This is a genomic window from Thalassotalea euphylliae, from assembly GCF_042682785.1.
In the GTDB taxonomy this organism is placed as follows: Bacteria; Pseudomonadota; Gammaproteobacteria; order Enterobacterales; family Alteromonadaceae; genus Thalassotalea_F; species Thalassotalea_F euphylliae.
In genome coordinates this window covers 787789-804127 of sequence record NZ_JBHUIB010000012.1, presented here as the reverse complement: position 1 = coordinate 804127, position 16339 = coordinate 787789, and the positions used below count along the sequence as shown (strand labels likewise).

At 43.3% G+C, this 16339-nt stretch carries 14 protein-coding genes; 1 reads left to right on the top strand and 13 read right to left on the bottom strand.

Annotated features, from left to right (window positions below):
• Positions 1-5: 5 nt before the first annotated feature.
• From fliM to ACFSJY_RS17985, 11 genes are all read right to left on the bottom strand, one after another.
• Complete coding sequence (gene fliM / locus ACFSJY_RS18035; protein WP_386037655.1) at positions 6-1073, bottom strand: flagellar motor switch protein FliM; 1068 nt, start codon at positions 1071-1073, stop codon at positions 6-8.
• Between the two features lie 24 nt (positions 1074-1097).
• A complete protein-coding gene (gene fliL, locus ACFSJY_RS18030) occupies positions 1098-1643 on the bottom strand; it encodes a flagellar basal body-associated protein FliL (protein WP_386037652.1) in 546 nt (181 codons plus the stop codon).
• An 81-nt stretch (positions 1644-1724) separates the two neighbouring features.
• Entirely contained in the window at positions 1725-3635 is a 1911-nt protein-coding gene (locus tag ACFSJY_RS18025; protein ID WP_386037649.1) for a flagellar hook-length control protein FliK, read from the bottom strand.
• Between the two features lie 122 nt (positions 3636-3757).
• Positions 3758-4201: a flagellar export protein FliJ gene (gene fliJ, locus ACFSJY_RS18020; protein WP_386037646.1), complete on the bottom strand. Its 444-nt coding sequence runs from the start codon at positions 4199-4201 to the stop codon at positions 3758-3760.
• A 9-nt stretch (positions 4202-4210) separates the two neighbouring features.
• On the bottom strand, positions 4211-5581 hold the full coding sequence (fliI, locus tag ACFSJY_RS18015; protein ID WP_386037643.1) for a flagellar protein export ATPase FliI: 1371 nt from the start codon (positions 5579-5581) through the stop codon (positions 4211-4213).
• A 20-nt stretch (positions 5582-5601) separates the two neighbouring features.
• The gene (fliH, locus tag ACFSJY_RS18010; RefSeq protein ID WP_386037640.1) at positions 5602-6396 is read right to left on the bottom strand and encodes a flagellar assembly protein FliH; all 795 of its coding nucleotides are present in this window, start codon (positions 6394-6396) and stop codon (positions 5602-5604) included.
• Positions 6397-6421: 25 nt separating this feature from the next.
• Positions 6422-7480, bottom strand: a complete 1059-nt coding sequence (gene fliG / locus ACFSJY_RS18005) for a flagellar motor switch protein FliG (protein ID WP_386037636.1) — start codon at positions 7478-7480, stop codon at positions 6422-6424.
• A complete protein-coding gene (fliF, locus tag ACFSJY_RS18000; RefSeq protein WP_386038448.1) occupies positions 7473-9164 on the bottom strand; it encodes a flagellar basal-body MS-ring/collar protein FliF in 1692 nt (563 codons plus the stop codon). Before fliF ends, fliG begins: the two co-directional genes overlap by 8 nt.
• A gap of 62 nt (positions 9165-9226) precedes the next feature.
• Positions 9227-9550: a flagellar hook-basal body complex protein FliE gene (fliE, locus tag ACFSJY_RS17995; protein ID WP_386037633.1), complete on the bottom strand. Its 324-nt coding sequence runs from the start codon at positions 9548-9550 to the stop codon at positions 9227-9229.
• 184 nt (positions 9551-9734) lie between these two features.
• The gene (locus ACFSJY_RS17990; RefSeq protein ID WP_386037630.1) at positions 9735-11072 is read right to left on the bottom strand and encodes a sigma-54-dependent transcriptional regulator; all 1338 of its coding nucleotides are present in this window, start codon (positions 11070-11072) and stop codon (positions 9735-9737) included.
• Positions 11065-12237, bottom strand: a complete 1173-nt coding sequence (locus ACFSJY_RS17985; RefSeq protein WP_386037627.1) for a sensor histidine kinase — start codon at positions 12235-12237, stop codon at positions 11065-11067. Before ACFSJY_RS17985 ends, ACFSJY_RS17990 begins: the two co-directional genes overlap by 8 nt.
• A 265-nt stretch (positions 12238-12502) precedes the next feature.
• On the opposite strand from ACFSJY_RS17985, the gene ACFSJY_RS17980 reads away from it, so the two are divergent.
• A complete protein-coding gene (locus ACFSJY_RS17980; RefSeq protein ID WP_386037624.1) occupies positions 12503-12793 on the top strand; it encodes a hypothetical protein in 291 nt (96 codons plus the stop codon).
• Between the two features lie 43 nt (positions 12794-12836).
• Here ACFSJY_RS17980 and ACFSJY_RS17975 read toward each other — a convergent pair whose 3' ends face one another.
• Positions 12837-14321 carry a sigma-54 dependent transcriptional regulator gene (locus tag ACFSJY_RS17975; RefSeq protein WP_386037621.1) on the bottom strand — a complete coding sequence of 495 codons (1485 nt, stop codon included), beginning with the start codon at positions 14319-14321 and terminating at the stop codon, positions 12837-12839.
• Between the two features lie 99 nt (positions 14322-14420).
• A complete protein-coding gene (locus tag ACFSJY_RS17970; RefSeq protein WP_386037618.1) occupies positions 14421-16331 on the bottom strand; it encodes a hypothetical protein in 1911 nt (636 codons plus the stop codon).
• Positions 16332-16339 lie beyond the last annotated feature (8 nt).

The window sequence follows — 16339 nt, the reverse complement described above, 5'->3', positions numbered from 1 at the left end:
CTTCTTTAATACTCTAAATCGTCTTCTAACAAGTGAAGTTCAGCGTCACTATCAAGACGTTTACCACCTTTAGTCAGAATGGTGAGCTCTGATTTAACGGATTCTGGACGTTTGATCTTCTCTTCAATTTGCAGCGCAACATTGTCACGGCTACGTCCTAATTTTGCTCGGAATGTCGGTAAGTCTTCAATCAACACGGTGACATGGTCAGGAATTTCAACAGGGATGATATCGCCCGCTTTCAAGTCCATCACTTTTTGTAATGATAAATCGACCTCAATAAATTTAGTTGTCAGTTCAACTGGTACATCAAGAATCTCATCACGAAGCGCCTTTGACCAACGCATGTCGGTATCTTCTTTATCACTTTGCACACCGGCATCAAGTAATTCGCGAATAGGTTCTAGCATCGAATAAGGCAGTGCGACGTGGAAATCACCACCACCACCATCAAGTTCAATATGAAAGGAACTGATTACGACAACTTCTGTCGGGCTAACAATGTTGGCCATCGACGGGTTAACTTCCGAATCCAAATACTCAAATGACACGTCCATAACCGGTGACCAAGCTTCTTTGTAATCTTCAAAAATAAGCTTGAGTAGCATTTGAATAATACGACGTTCGGTCGGTGTAAATTCTCGACCTTCAATCTTCGCATGGTAGCGACCGTCGCCACCAAAGAAATTATCTACTAAGATGAAAACAAGGCGCGCTTCCATGGTGATAAGCGCGGTGCCTTTTAATGGTCTAAAACGTACCATATTCAAGCTAGTTGGGACGAACAAGGTATGTACGTACTCACCAAACTTGATCATCTGAATACCGTTAATAGAAACTTCTGCTGTGCGGCGCATCATGTTGAACAAACTGATACGCATATGACGTGCAAATCGCTCGTTAACCATTTCAAGCGTAGGCATACGACCACGAACAATGCGGTCTTGTGACGAGAAGTCATAGTCAGAGGTCCCTTCTTGGGCCTCAAACTCCTCGACTATCTCTTCTTCTTCGACCTCATCGACGCCATGGAGTAGCGCATCAATTTCGTCTTGTGAAAGTAAGTCACTCACTTGAAATTACCTTATTCTCTCGCTTTACTGCATCACAAAACCGGTGAACAACACTTTTTCAACGATTTTACTGCCTGCAATTGACGTCATTTCTTTTTGCACTTCAGCTAACGCTTTTTGCTTTAATGATGCTTTCCCTGCACTCGTTGCTAAGTCATCAGCATTTGAAAGAGAAAACACGCCAAGTAGGGTGCTCTCTATCAATGGTACGTGCTTCTTCGCTTCCTCTTCGTTGTCTGTGCCACGCACTAACAACTGAACACGAATTTCTACAAAACGATCACGTGCCGCGCCCGGTACATTAAATCGAAAAGGTCTCGGCATTGGCACATATAAGGCTGAACCAGCTGAAGCCCCGCTCGCTTCTTCAGGTGCTGCATCACTTGCTTCGCCCTCGCCAGACTCTAATGCTGCTGCGACTTCTGCATCAGAGGGTGCCTCTTCTCCCCCCATGAAAAAGAATGCTGCACCGCCAGCCGCCAACAGGACAACAACGGCAATGATGATGATCATCATTTTTTTCTTTTTACCGCCACCACCGTCGACTTCTAAGTCTTTTTCATCTGCCATAATTGTTCCCAAAGATTTTCATTGTTACGTATGATTAAACTATATCCTTGTTAAGCGTTTACGCCAACGGCTTTTCGACATTTATGCATAGAAATCAATACCAGTTGCCGAAGGATTAATCAGTTGTGAAACATGGAGTTGCTGAGACACTACATCTTCTTGCTGCCCCCTATTTTGTCGGTTAGCCATTTGTCCGCCTTCTCGACCTTCGCCTTGCTGGGAGACGTTTGCGTCACCGACATCAACACCGCTCTCGCTGAGCATGTCTCGCAATTTCCCCATTTGCTGTTCAAAAGCTTCCTTCGCTTGTTGGTTCTGCACGGTAAAACTCACTGCCGCCTGTTCACCTTGTAAGTTCAAGCGCACATGAACATTACCTAGTTCAGGTGGGTCGAGCTGAATGTCGACTTGTTGTAACTTTTGACTAACCATTACCATCACTTTTTCTTTGACAGCATTTGCAAAGTCTTTCCTGAAAATATTGATAGTTTCGGTTTGTACAAACTGCTGCTTTTTCACAGCAACATTTCGCTCTACAACTTGCGCAGCAACTTCTTCAAGCTGCGTCACACTAGCATCATCAACTTCACGCTCTGTTTGCATTGATTGTTGACCTGAGGCTGATGTTAATCGCTCGGCAAAGAGATTATGAGCGGCTTTCACTTGCTGTTGTTCTGATGGTTTATTCTCAACCAGTTGCTGTTCTGCCCCCTGTTCAAAGCTTTGCTGTTCATGGTCGGTCAATTCCTGTTGACTAATCGGGTCTGCTTCTACAGCCGATTGTGTCGACACATTTACTTGAACAGGTTTGCTGTTATTCGGTTGAACTTGGGGAGCTTGCGTTACTAATTCAACTTCTCCTGAATCAGTAACATCTGACAACTCTGGCCCCTTTGCAGGCAGATTTTCATGCTTAACATTTGTTGCTTGTAAGCTAATCTCTTTTCCTGGTGAGCTATCAGTTTTAAATACAACTGGCTTAGCCGTTTCACTTTTTGCTCTAACAGAGGAAGCGACAACCTCTACCAACGCTTCATCACTAGTTTCTAATTCACCGCTATCTTCGCTATTAGCTTGCAATGAATTGGCACCAACTTCAGCCTTTGCTTTTTCACTAACTGGCATCACGCGTTTTGAAATATCGTCACCTTGTGTGGTGTTTTGTAACTTTGAAGTGTCTAACGCCAAAGCTTTACTTTCACCGGGCAACTGAGACGTTTCTCGCTGAACTGTCTTTTCTAGTGTGTCTGATTTGACGGGATCTAAGCCTTTGGGTTGCAAATTAATCGATTGCTCAAGCACATTTTGTTTTGTCACTTTGTCGACGCTATCTGCTCTTACCTTTATATCACCACTAGCCTCTAACGAAGGACTACTATTTTTATTAATAATAGCTTCATGACTAGGCTGGGCTGCCGATTCAGTGTTTTTTGCCTGAACGTTTTTAAGCAATGTCATGTCGACTCTTTTATCGTCAGCAATGCCAACCACGCCTTCTTTGTTTGCCGAAACTCTATCTTGACGTTGAACGGTTTCAGCGCTGCCAGCGCTTTCTGTGCTCAACACATGTTGAGATTTATCTAACAGATGGATAAATTTGAGATGTTCTTTATCGATAAGAGAGACTTCTTCGCCTTCAAGCCTACTTTCGCTTTGCGCGTCTACATGTTTAGGATTGAGTTCATCAGTATCTGAATGATCTGACGTTTCAGTTTCGATGGCATCAGCACCTTTGGCCTGATTCACTTTGTCAACGACTTGCTTAATTGCAGACAAGTCTTCGGAATCCTCGACAGTGCTTTCTTCAGTTGCCGTTTTCTTATCTTCAGTGCCTTTGCTTGGTGATTTTTTAATTTGATCATCTACGAGCTTTGCAAAGCTTTTCTGGTCACCACCAGCTGCATCAGTTCCTGCAGCGTCAACTCCAGTGGAATCTACGGCAATTTCGGCGTTAGAAACTATATCAAGTGAAAGCAAAGTAACTTGCGACATATCGAATCCAAATCTAGCGGTAATAAATGTTCAAATTAAGGATAAGGCGGCAAAAATTAGCTATTTACGTTGCTTATCCGTCCTGACAATAAGAGTTAAGCAATAAGTACGCCAAGCGTAAACTATGCGATATTTCGTCTTACAAACTGCTGTGTTGCTATCTCATCAAACATATTCTGTTCTCGTCGGTTGGCAGCAGCAGCCAATTTTTTCATTTGAATTTCCTTCAAATGCTCTACTGCTTGTACTTTTTGGCGCTGTTTTAACCATTGTTGTTTGCGTTGCTCCATCAATGCTTTAGACTGCTTTATAGCAATTTGTACTTGCTCGCCTGCATGGTCGAGCTTTGTCACGAAGGCATGAAAATGGTTAAACGTTGAGCTATCGACCCCCTGTTTAGTGCGCTCACTTAAACGGCGCATATATTCAAGTCGATATTCACCAACACCTTTAAGTCGATCTAAATTTTGTTGATAGTCAAGTTCTGCTGCTTGAAGCGCCTGAGCAGCTTTCATTTCCTTATCTTTTTCAAAACGATAGAGTGTATCTAACTGCTTTATAGACATAACTTACCTCTACTGTTGTGGTGCTTGTTGTGGAGCTTGGTTCTGAGCCTGCGCAGCACCGATAATTTCATTTAACTGGGCCAAGCTTTGATCATAAGGGATGACATCCGTCATCTTTTGCTGAAGATAAAAGTTGATAACAGGCAGCATATTAATCGCATTATCTATTCTTGGATCATTACCTTTGGTGTAGGCACCAATAGCAATCAAATCCTTGTTTTGCTGGTATAACGAGTAAATTTGTTTCAGACCTCTCGCTAAATCTTGATGTTCAGGGCTTGTCACCATTGGCATAACCCGAGATATAGATGCCTCAACATCAATAGCTGGATAATGACCGCTGTCTGCAAGCTCACGAGATAGCACGATGTGCCCATCCAAAATAGCCCTAGCTGCGTCAGCGATAGGGTCTTGTAAATCATCACCTTCGGTTAACACTGTATAAAATGCAGTAATGGAACCTTGGCCTTCACCACCATTACCTGCTCGCTCTACTAGTTGAGGTAATTTTGAGAATACTGACGGTGGATAGCCTTTTGTTGCAGGCGGCTCACCTACAGCGAGTGCAATCTCACGTTGCGCTTGCGCATAGCGAGTCAATGAGTCTAACAACAGCAAGACATTAAGGCCTTGATCGCGAAAGTACTCAGATATTTGTACCGCTGATTCACACCCTTTTAATCGCATAAGAGGAGAACAATCAGCTGGTGCTGCAACGACAACAGAGCGCGCACGCCCTTCTTCGCCAAGAATTTCTTCAATAAACTCTTTTACTTCTCGTCCACGCTCACCCACAAGCCCAACAACAATTACGTCAGCGTTAGTCCCTCTCGTCATCATCCCTAACAATACACTTTTACCAACACCTGAACCTGCGAATAGTCCCATACGCTGACCCTGGCCAACCGTAATGAAACCGTTGATTGAGCGCACACCAACATCGAGTGGTTCAGATATAGCGCGGCGCGCTAGCGGATTAAGTGGATCAATGGAAGGTAAGTATGTTTCGTCTTTTGCCACAGGGCCTTTACCATCAAGCGGGTTTCCAACACCGTCGATAACACGGCCAAGTAATTCCATGGAAAGTGGGAGTTGAGCACGAGAGGACAATGGTAAAACTCGTGCACCAGGCAGCACACCACGTAAACTTTGTTCTGGCATCAGGTACGTTTTATCGCCAGCAAAGCCAACAACTTCGGCAATTAATTCACCTTGCGATGTTTCTACTATGCATTGACTGCCGACATGTGCTTTGACGCCAACGGCTTCGAGCGTTAACCCAACTACACGAATTAATCTGCCGGCGACAGCAGAGTTGAATTTATTAATGTATTGTTGGCTTTGTTGTAACCGCTCACTAATGCGCGAACTATCGATCATGTTAACTTTTTGACAGGTAACTACTTATGTAGTGCTTCCTGCAAAAATGATTCCATAACCTGCTTAAGACGGGTTTTCATTGATAAATCAATACTTGATGTACTGTTTTCTATTTGGCAACTGCCCGGTTGAAGCTGAGGAGCTGGTAGCAATCGCCAGGCACTTTCTTGGATGTAGTTTTCACCAAACTGAGCTTCAACTAAGTGAATATCTTCAGGGTGCAAGTAAATTTCGGTTTGCGCTTCGCTGCTTGGTAGTGCCTTGATGCCCTCAGAAATTGCGGACATTAAGATATCGGGATTTGTTTTAACTTCCTGGTGAACAACCGCTTCAGCCAATTGGACAACCAAATGCAGCAGTTGCTGCTCTATATTTTTCTCGACACTATTCAAAGGCTGATGCAGCTGCTCTATTTGTGCTTGCCACTTCAGGCTCAACTCTTCAATTTGTGCTTGGCCCTGCTCTAAACCCTCGGTTAAGCCTTGCGACTGACCACTCTCATGCCCAGCATCATAGCCTTGTGCTTTACCTTCTTCGTACCCTTTGGCAAAGCCTTCTTCTTTACCTTCAGAAAAGCCCTCATCATATGCAGCCTGACGAATTTCTTCGATTTCTTCTGCTGTTAAAGGTACTGGTTCTGGTTCAGGCTCTGGTGGTGGCTCATAACGCCAGCCACGAGGTTTGCCAAAAGCATTAGTTTTATCTTGTTCTTCTTGTGTCGCTTCCTTTTCAACGTTAGGTAACTCCCACACCGAAGAGTCTTCTTCCAATGTTTCCTTAATGACACCTAAGTTGTTTTGCTTCACTTTAAACATAGATATTACACTACTGCGTTAAAGGCTATAGGAACTCGTCGCCGCCACCGGCGCCACCAAGCATAATTTCACCCGCGTCAGAAAGTCGACGGGCGACAGATAATATTTCTTTCTGCGCAGCCTCTACTTCACTAATGCGCACTGGCCCCATGGCTTCGAGATCATCAGCCAACATTTCTGCAGCACGTTTTGACATATTACCTAGGATTTTTTCTTTCAACGCTTCATCGGCACCTTTTATCGCCTTCATCAATGCATCTTGCTGTACTTCTTTCAGAATCGCTTGAATACCACGGTCATCGACATCAGCTAAGTTTTCGAAGACAAACATTAAGTCTTGAATTTGTTGACTCATCTCTTCGTCATGTTCACGAATTGAATCCATCAACATACCTTCAATATTGGTATCAAGGTAGTTCATGATGTCCGCAGCCGCTTTAAGACCGCCCATCTTAGCAGCTTGCGCACCAGCTTGACCTGCAAACTGTTTCTCCATTATCTCATTCAATTCTTGAAGTGCTGCAGGTTGAACTTCTTCTAAGTTCGCGATACGCATAGTTAAATCGAGTCTGACTTTTTCTGAGAACTGGCTCAGAATTTCAGCTGATTGCTCTGGCTCTAAGTAAGAAAGTACGATGGTTTGTATCTGAGGATGCTCATTGCGAATAATATTCGCTACTTGCTTAGAGTCCATCCATTTCAATGAATCAAGACCTTTAGCACCGCCACCCATGACGATTTGATCAATAAGGTTTCCGGCTTTATCTTCACCAAGTGCTGCCGTAAGTGCCTTACGAACAAACTCTTCGCTTTGGAAACCAATGGTAGAGAAATTTTGAATTTCATTAATGAAAAGCTTATGAACAGCCGTAATTTTTTCTTGGGTAAAATCATCCATACCGGCCATGATCATACCGACTTGCTGCACTTGCTTAGGCTCAAGATGCTTTAATATTTGCGCAGCATCTTCTTCTGACAAGCTCAATAATAAAATCGCAGCCTTCTCAGCACCGTCGAGCTTTTCTACATCAAAGCCTGGCGCACCAGCAGCTACTGGCGCCATTTGTTGTGATTCATCACTCATCTTCGCTCAACCAACTTTTCACTACTTGTGACGATAGTTCTGGCTCGTTAGCAACAAGCGCACGAACTGCTTTTAGTACATCTTCATCGCGATGCAAGTCTGGCAGCTGTAAGCTACCATCTGGCGCAAAGCCTACCGCCCCTGCATCAAAGTCCGATGTTAACATATCCATCGTTTCATCACCTAGATCAACATGCGAGTCGAGTGACTTATCACCGTAATCCGCAGGCGTTTGTTCTGGGTAGATTAAACGTTTCAACATTGGACGAATAACCGCAAGAATCAATACGATAATAACCAGCGCGCCCATGACAAGTTTAAGCGTTTGCATAAACCATGGTTGTTCATATACTGGCAATTCTTCGGCTTCACCAAGGTCAACGCGAGAAAATGGTAAAGTTACAACCTCAAGTGTATCGCCACGTTGCATATCAAACCCAATACTGCCTTGTAGAAGGCGACGAATATTGGCCAACTCTTGAACTGAGCGCGGTGATTGCGTTGGTTCGCCTTCAGCACTTGTGCCACCGACATAATCAAGTGCAACAGACACGCTAATACGACGAATAACACCGGTCTGCTGTTTGGTATAACTAATAGACTCGTCTAGCTCGTAGTTTTTAGTTGATTCAGAGTGCTTACGTGAAGGCATCACTTTTTGCGCGTTGCCACCGCCTGCTTGTTCAGGAATATCAGACTCTAATGGCGGCTGGTTGGTCAATGCACCAGGAATACCGCCTAGGCTACCACCAATGGAACTATCTTCTACTTTCATTTCACTGCGCAGCGCAGGTAAATCAGGATTATAGCGACGAGACGTTTCTTCGCTATTGGTGAAGTCCATCGTCACATCGACTTGTGCCGTATAGTTTCCTAGACCTACCACAGGGATTAAGATCGTATCGATTTTATCCATGTACTCTTGCTCACGCTTTTGTTCGATTTCAAACTCTTTACGAGAGCGAGAAGAAATAGAATCTTGACTACCCGAGTTCAATAAACGACCGTTTTGATCAGTCACCGTTACTCGGTTTGGAGACATGCCTTGTACTGCAGATGCGATGATATCAACGACAGAATCAACTTCTTCTGAAGACATTACACGACCGCGTTGAAGGTTGAGTACTACTGTTGCAGATGGGTTCTTTTGCTTACGCGCAAATACATTGTCTCTTGGAATCGCTAACAAAACTTTCGCACGGTGTACCGACTGTAACTGTTCAATAGTGCGTGCTAATTGCATTTCTCGACTATGCTTCAGTCGCTCACTTTCTAGGCGCTGGCTCACGCCAAAGCCCATGTCTTGCATGATAATGTCGTTACCTTGATTGGGCTCTTCCGTTAAACCCTCACGAGCCAACATCAGCTTAATATCTTGGTATTGGTCAACGCGAACCGAAATGGTATTGTTTTCTTGGCTGTATTCGACTTTGTTAGCGTCAAGAAAGTCCATGGTTTGAATAAGTTGTTGAGTAGGAAGCTTTGCCAGAACACGAAACTCTGGTTGGTTTGCCCACATGATCACAAACACAGCGATAGCCAAACATATTGCTAGCGCCATAATAAGCGTCACTTGACGCAGTACATCAACATTACCTAGTGTTGCTGCAAACCCCGACTTCTGCTCTTCAACGACATCATCGTTATCCACAATCAAGTCGTTGCCGCCATCTGCGGTTGCCATTGCTGTCGAACTATTACTTATATCAGCCACTCTACTTCTCCACTAATTTAGTAAGTCGACCGTTAAACCGGCATACTCATGATTTCTTTGTACGCTTCAACAAATTTATTTCGCACTTGCACTGTTGCTTCAAAAGCAACACTCGATTTCTGTGCGGCAATCATGGTTTCTGCCAAAGTCACTTTATCGTCACCCAACTCAAACGCAGTGCGTTTTGCACCCGCATCTTGTTGAAGCTCGTTAACCGTATTGATGGCTTGCTTAAACATATTGCCAAAATCTTGCGACGATGGATTAACTTGCTGCATTGGCATTGTTCGGTTGCCAGTCGCTTCCGTCGCCATACTTTGCATTTGTGCTAATAGTGAATTTGCTTTGATATCCATGACCATCTCGCTTATGTCAAAAAACTGTTGTTCAGCTTGTTAATGACTAATAAAGCAAGCATGGTGCCAAGGAAAAACAAAATTATTATAGAAGGGTATGCAATTGAAAAATAAAAGAAAAGTGCCACACTAGGCGATGGAAAAACCTAGTGTGGCTGGTGGAATTATTTTACGCGTTCAATAATTAAGCGGGTATTTCTATACCGTGATCACGCATTTTGGCAATTTTGTATCTCAACGTACGCGGACTAATACCCAGTCGTTCAGCAACTTCTTTTCTGCTGCCGTTACACGCCTGCAACGTATCTAAGATGATTTGGTGCTCTTGCTGCTTTAACTCGTTACCCAACTTGTCATCTCGCTCATCAACGGCTGGTGTGACTTGGATCTGCGTATCAAAGTTTTCGATGAGTATGTCGCCTGCTGTCACTTTTTCATCTGAGTGCAAAATCAACGCGCGCTGAATCACATTGTCCAACTCACGCACATTGCCCGGCCAGCCATATGCAAGCATTTTACTCCGTGCACAATTGCTTAACTCAGGAATGGCTTGGCCATTTCGCTGCGCATGAACATCAATAAGATGCTTGGCCAGCGGGATAATATCGTCACGTCGTTCGCCTAATGGCAGCCAAGTCAGTGGAAATACATTCAAACGGTAGTATAAATCTTCTCTAAACTTGCCTTCAGCCACTGCTTCTTTCAAATCTCGGTTACTGGTTGCAATAACGCGAACATCGAGAGAGATAGTTTTACGACCACCCAGACGCTCAACTTCTCGTTCTTGAAGCACACGCAGAATTTTAGCCTGTAAGCCTAAGTCCATTTCTGTGATCTCATCCAACAGAATGGTGCCACCCTGTGCTTGTTCAAACTTGCCAGGACACGCAGAAATTGCGCCTGTAAAGGCGCCTTTTTCGTAACCAAATAACGTTGCTTCAAGCATGTTTTCCGGAATAGCCGCACAGTTAATTGCGACAAACGGCTGTTCGGCACGAGCAGAATGATTATGAACGTATTGTGACAAAACCTCTTTACCCGACCCACTTGGGCCTAATACCATTACTGATGCATCAGTACTCGCTACTTTTCTTGCTAAGCTAAGTAACTCTAGACTTTTGGCATCAGCAACAATGGGCTCTTGCTTATCTATTTGGGTAATAGGTGCGTACTGCCCCACCATGTTGAGTAACACTTCGGGGGCAAATGGCTTCGCCATGTAATTGCTTGCGCCATCTTTCATTGCTTGCACCGCATCGTCGATGGTGCCATACGCTGTCATCAACAAAACAGGAAGCTGCGCAAACTGCGCTTTTATACTTTTAAGCAAAGATAGACCTGACATTCCGCCCATTTGAACATCGCTGACAACGAGATCAACGCTGTGATTTTTTAATTGCAGTAGCGCTTGTTCGCCAGAGTCAGCTTCAATGCATTGATAACCGCCAAGTTGTAATGTATCGACTAATGCTTCACGCAAACCTGCGTCATCTTCAACGACAAGTATTTTACTGTTAGCCATGTGCTACCTCCTGAAACTGCTGAGTAAGGTCGACAGGTTGTGACATTGGCGCGTTACCACCAACTAATAAGGGTAATTTGATGCAGAAATTAGCACCTTCTTCAGGCCCGCTAATTAATTTGACATCGCCTTGATGGGCAGTCGCTACCGATTTAACAACAGCTAATCCTAGGCCCGTACCTGTCACACGCGATGTGAAGAAAGGTTCAAATATTTTGTCCGCAAGTGATTTATCAATGCCTTTACCGTTGTCTTTCACACTGATGTAAACGTACTGACCATGACTTTCGACTGTGATAGAAATTTTAGCGTTACGCTTAATAACCTCTAAGCTGTTATGTATAAGGTTTTGAATGGCACCACAAAGCGCACTTTCGTTGCCAAGTACCTGGCAGTGACGTTCACACAAATTCAATGAAACTTCGCTTTCTGTTTTCTCTATCAGCGCTTCCATAGACGCGACTGATTTTTGTGCCAGCTCATTGACATTTAGGGTAGAAACAACCTGCTGATTACCACTTTTTGCAAACAGCAACATGTCATTTACTTGCTGCTCTAAATCTTCTAATCGAGACATCAACTTATCTTGAAAACTCGACTTGGCTGACTCACTTAAGCTATCACTCTTCAGGTTTGCACCGTATAACATAGCCGCTGAAAGTGGTGTTCGAATCTGGTGTGCTAATTTTGATACCATGCGTCCAAGCGACGAAAGGCGTTGTAATTGACCGAGTTTGTCTTGTAGTAATCGAGTTTCGGTTAGGTCAGTAATCATAATAAGCTGACCTGGCTGACTGCCTAGTGTGGTAATTTCTAATTTAACCCGTCGACCATCTTTAAGAGAGACCTCATGCCAATCGTCGGCACGTGGTTTAAAAGAGCGTTTGATGATGTCGAACCAAGGTTGCCCTAACAAAGGCTCATCCAATAATTGGCTCGCAAATTTATTCACTTTAACAACAACACCATTGCCGTCCAGAATGACGACACCTGTCGGCATCACATCAATAAGGTGCCCTAACTGACTACTTTGCTGACGTAAGAAAGCAAGCTCGCCCACAAAGGCTTCTTGACTTAAATTGTCACTGTGGTCTTCAAATGCAAAACTCGCTTGGTTAAACAAGTCGTTTGCACTGTCAACGGAGGTATTGAATGCTGTAGCCATAATGCTCACCCGATTACTAATTCAATCGGAATAAAGCATTTTTAATGCCAATGAATTTTTACTATATATATCAAGCAATAAGAGTAAAAAATCAGAGGTGACAATATTTTGTCGATCCCGAAATGAAGAATATATACATCGATGACCAATTCTCCAACAAGGGAAAATTAATTCATTTAAAACAATACATTACAAACACTTTACAAGTTGGCATAGAAAAAGCTTAGACACTATTCGCAACATTAACTTTTATAAGGTGTTTATTATGTTAGTAGTCAGTGGTTTTGCAGAATCAATGCAAAATGAACAAAGCAGCAACTTTATCAAAGGTAATCGATACAACTTTAACTTGTTCACCCAAAACGAAAGTCTTGACGAGCAATTAGAGACAATCGAAAGCTATATGATGAAAAAGGGCTGGGACAACATTGTTATTGAAGAGCAAGAGCTTTTAGATGAGCAGTTGGAAATCAATAACGATATTATCGCAACAGCGATTGAAGCGGCGAAAAAAGAAGGCATTGCAGGCGTCGTTCATCACGAGCCTGTCGCGTAGAAATATGCTGATGACATAAATTCAGTGGGTACAAAGATTTCGCTTACGCGTCTTTGTCCTTCTGAATGTCATATTTTCGCATTTTTTCAACGAGTGTGGTTCGACGCATCCCTAACAGTTCTGCTGCCCTTGCCACAACTCCCTCGTGCTTCTCTAACGCTTGATTTATCAGCGACACTTCAAGCTCAGCTAAATGCTCTTTTAGGTTGATACCTTCTGCAGGTAGATGCCCAGAATGGCTGGTTGGCTGCGGCTCATCTTCAAAGCCGACATTAAAGTCATCATCAACATCGTCGTCACTATATTCAAAGCCAGCAAACAATTCATTTATTGCTTCTTTTTCTTGTAACTCTTCGGGGTATTCTGGTTGGTACTCGTCGGCATCAATATGTTGGTATTTATGAGGCAATTCACTGACATTAACCACTTGCTCGCCATACATAATAATCATGCGCTCGATCAAATTAGACAGCTCGCGAACATTACCTGACCAAGGGTGTTCCATAAGAGATTCAATCGCTTTTTCAGTAAATCTTACTGTTCTACCTTGCTCTGCTTCGAAACGTGAAACGAGTTCTTGTAATAGCAACGGGATGTCTTCTTTTCGCTCTCGTAGCGATGGTGTTTCAATCGGAAAAACATTCAAGCGATAGAATAAATCTTCACGAAAATCGCCTGTCTTTATCATGTCTTCTAAGTTTTGGTGAGTAGCTGCAACAATGCGCACATTGGCTTTAATGCTTTTAGAACCACCTACACGTTCAAACGTTCTTTCCTGAAGAACCCGTAACAGCTTTACTTGCATCGGCTGTGGCATATCGCCTATTTCGTCAAGGAATAGCGTACCGCCTTCTGCCAACTCAAAACGGCCTTTACGTGAGGATATAGCCCCCGTAAACGCGCCCTTTTCATGACCAAAAAGTTCGCTTTCTAATAGCTCCCCGGGAATTGCACCGCAGTTTACCGGTACAAATGGACCTTTGTTGCGATCTGATAGGTTATGAATATTACGCGCGACAACTTCTTTACCTGTACCTGATTCACCAAGTACTAAAACGTTAGCTGCTGTTTTTGCAACCTGCTCAATTAAAAAACGCACTTGCTGCATAGGCTGGCTAACCCCCACCAATGAGCGGAACAGTGTTTGCTGGCTACCTTTGCTCGACTTGCTTGGCAACTTATTATGATATTGATGACAGTGGTGAATCATCTCTGTCAGTTGCGCATAATTTAGCGGTACAGACAAATCACCCACGATATTAACGCAGTTTTTAATACTGTGTTGATCAAGCAAATCGTGTGTTAAGAACGGAAATTTAGGGTTCTTTTGGACAAGTTCTAGCACAGGCGCTGGTGCGTTGCCTGCCACTATCACGGTAAGTATATTTTCGGTTTTTTGCAGCGTCGCGGGTAGGTCTTCATATTTGCAAGCAATGTAATGTTCACCGATGAATGCCAACACCGTTTCCAGCTGATGCAAACGCACCGCATCACTATCAGCAACTATAATTTGCTTCTGACCTTGCATACCTAACACATACCGCTTTTATAATGATTATTGCTTGATTCTAAAGTAGTAAACAGATTTCGCAACAAATAATTGACGGCTATTGCCGAGAAATTGACGTTACAAGTTGATATGGTATTGCAAGCTATGCGATAGCTGCTCTTGTGGCTTTAATGTATCGTCAAGTTCCTGCACGCTGAAAAAGATTCGCGTGAGCTTGTGATGCTTAGCTATCGAGTGTTGAAGCATAATAAACGGCATACCGACACTTTGCTCAATATTAACATCAAGAAGTCTGGTATCTCCTTGACCAATCACTATGCTTCCTTCGGTCGCACCAACACCATTTTTACAACTTTGAATAAGTGATTGGGGGAGATGTTGATCAATCTCATCTTGTGGCGACAGTTGATGGCGTTCAGCTATATGATGTCCTTGATGCAGCTCATACCAAAGAGGAGTGTCTTTGTCAGTTGGCCTACAGGTCAGCGTGCCCAGCCTTATTGCCCCTCTTACAAATTTATTGAGCTTCAAATTTGCTGAAAAAGTTAATCGTTTAGTAGCAGAGTCATATCGCCAAACTTTTTCAATGGATGCAACGTCTTTAAGTGGAATTACAGCAGACAACATAAAGCCGTCAGAACACTCTCCGAAATCGTAAGTTTTCACCTTAACGAGGTCTGATACTTTTCCTGTTTCAGCCGACTCAATTGTTGTTGTTCCAGTATAAAAGTCAGCACCGAAACCAATATCTTCCAATTCACCATGCTTAACTGTACCCACAGGTACTCGATTATCGTCGAAATAAATACCGTCGAGTGCTAATCCCCTAAGCGGATTAAACACAACCACAGTACCTGAATAAGAAATTTTGATTTGCTCATTTTCATGACTTATTTGCCAGCATTTATCGCCCTTGAGACTCGGTTTATTGACAATACTAGGGCACTGAAACTTACTGAGGAAAGATATGGCTTTGTGCCATTTTTTCTCAGTGGTGTGAGTACGAAAATCACTCCCCCAGTAGGTCAATAATGTTTTCCACTCATGTGCGTGACTATCCTGTTGGATAAGCTCCTGATAGTAGCGGTAACACAGAGTATTTATCCAGCTAGCACCTCTTCCACAAGCGGCCCAGCGACTTAGCGAGTACTTACGTTGTTTTTTTACGATAATAGGTGATTTGGCAGAAGTAAGCGCTAAAGGTTCAACGTTAAAATCAAACTGGCCAATGACATCTGAAGGCAGCGCAATATGACCATCGACTTTAAGTTGTTCAGTTACTTCTGCAACTAATTGCCACTCATCATTTTCAATAGTTGCTTCCGTTTCAAAGCGACCAGGCCGAAAATTAATGACCTCAATATCTGACGTGTAAACAGGAATTGCTTGATAGCCTCTAGCAACCATACTTCGCACAGCTGAAATATAATCTGAAATAGGTTTCTCACCATGAATGGTGCGCTGAAAAAATTGAAAGGCAATGCTGTCTGTCCAAAGCACAGGTAAAGTCGTTGATTGTCCTTTAACAACTTGTGGCCTATACGAGTTATCAGCTACCCAATTTTTATTGGCCAATGCGCCATTATTCCATTCCATGGCTATTGCCTCATAGCCTGCCTCAGCATACACATCGACCAGACTCTGAGAGAACGTTTGTTCATTGACGTAAGCAATTTTTGGAGAAACGCCTAGCAATGCGTTGTAGGTATCTAGGCCAAGTTCCTGATTTTTCGCATTGGCCTTATAAGGCATGATGGGGCCAATACATTGCATATAACCGCTAGCAACAATTTCCAGCAGTCGTTGAGACATTAATGATGTTGCTTTTTCAATCCAGCGTGGCCTGTGTTCTGTAATTTTTTCTAACGAGAAACCACTAAGTTCTAGACCAACAGGCGTTTTAGTTGCTTCAATCCAGTCAAGTAGTGGTAGATAACAGCGATCGATGACTTCAGGTAACTGTTCTTCTTCTATTGCAGAAAAAGCTAAATTGCCATGAAAAATAAAGTAAAACTGACAGTTATGCATGTTTGTTG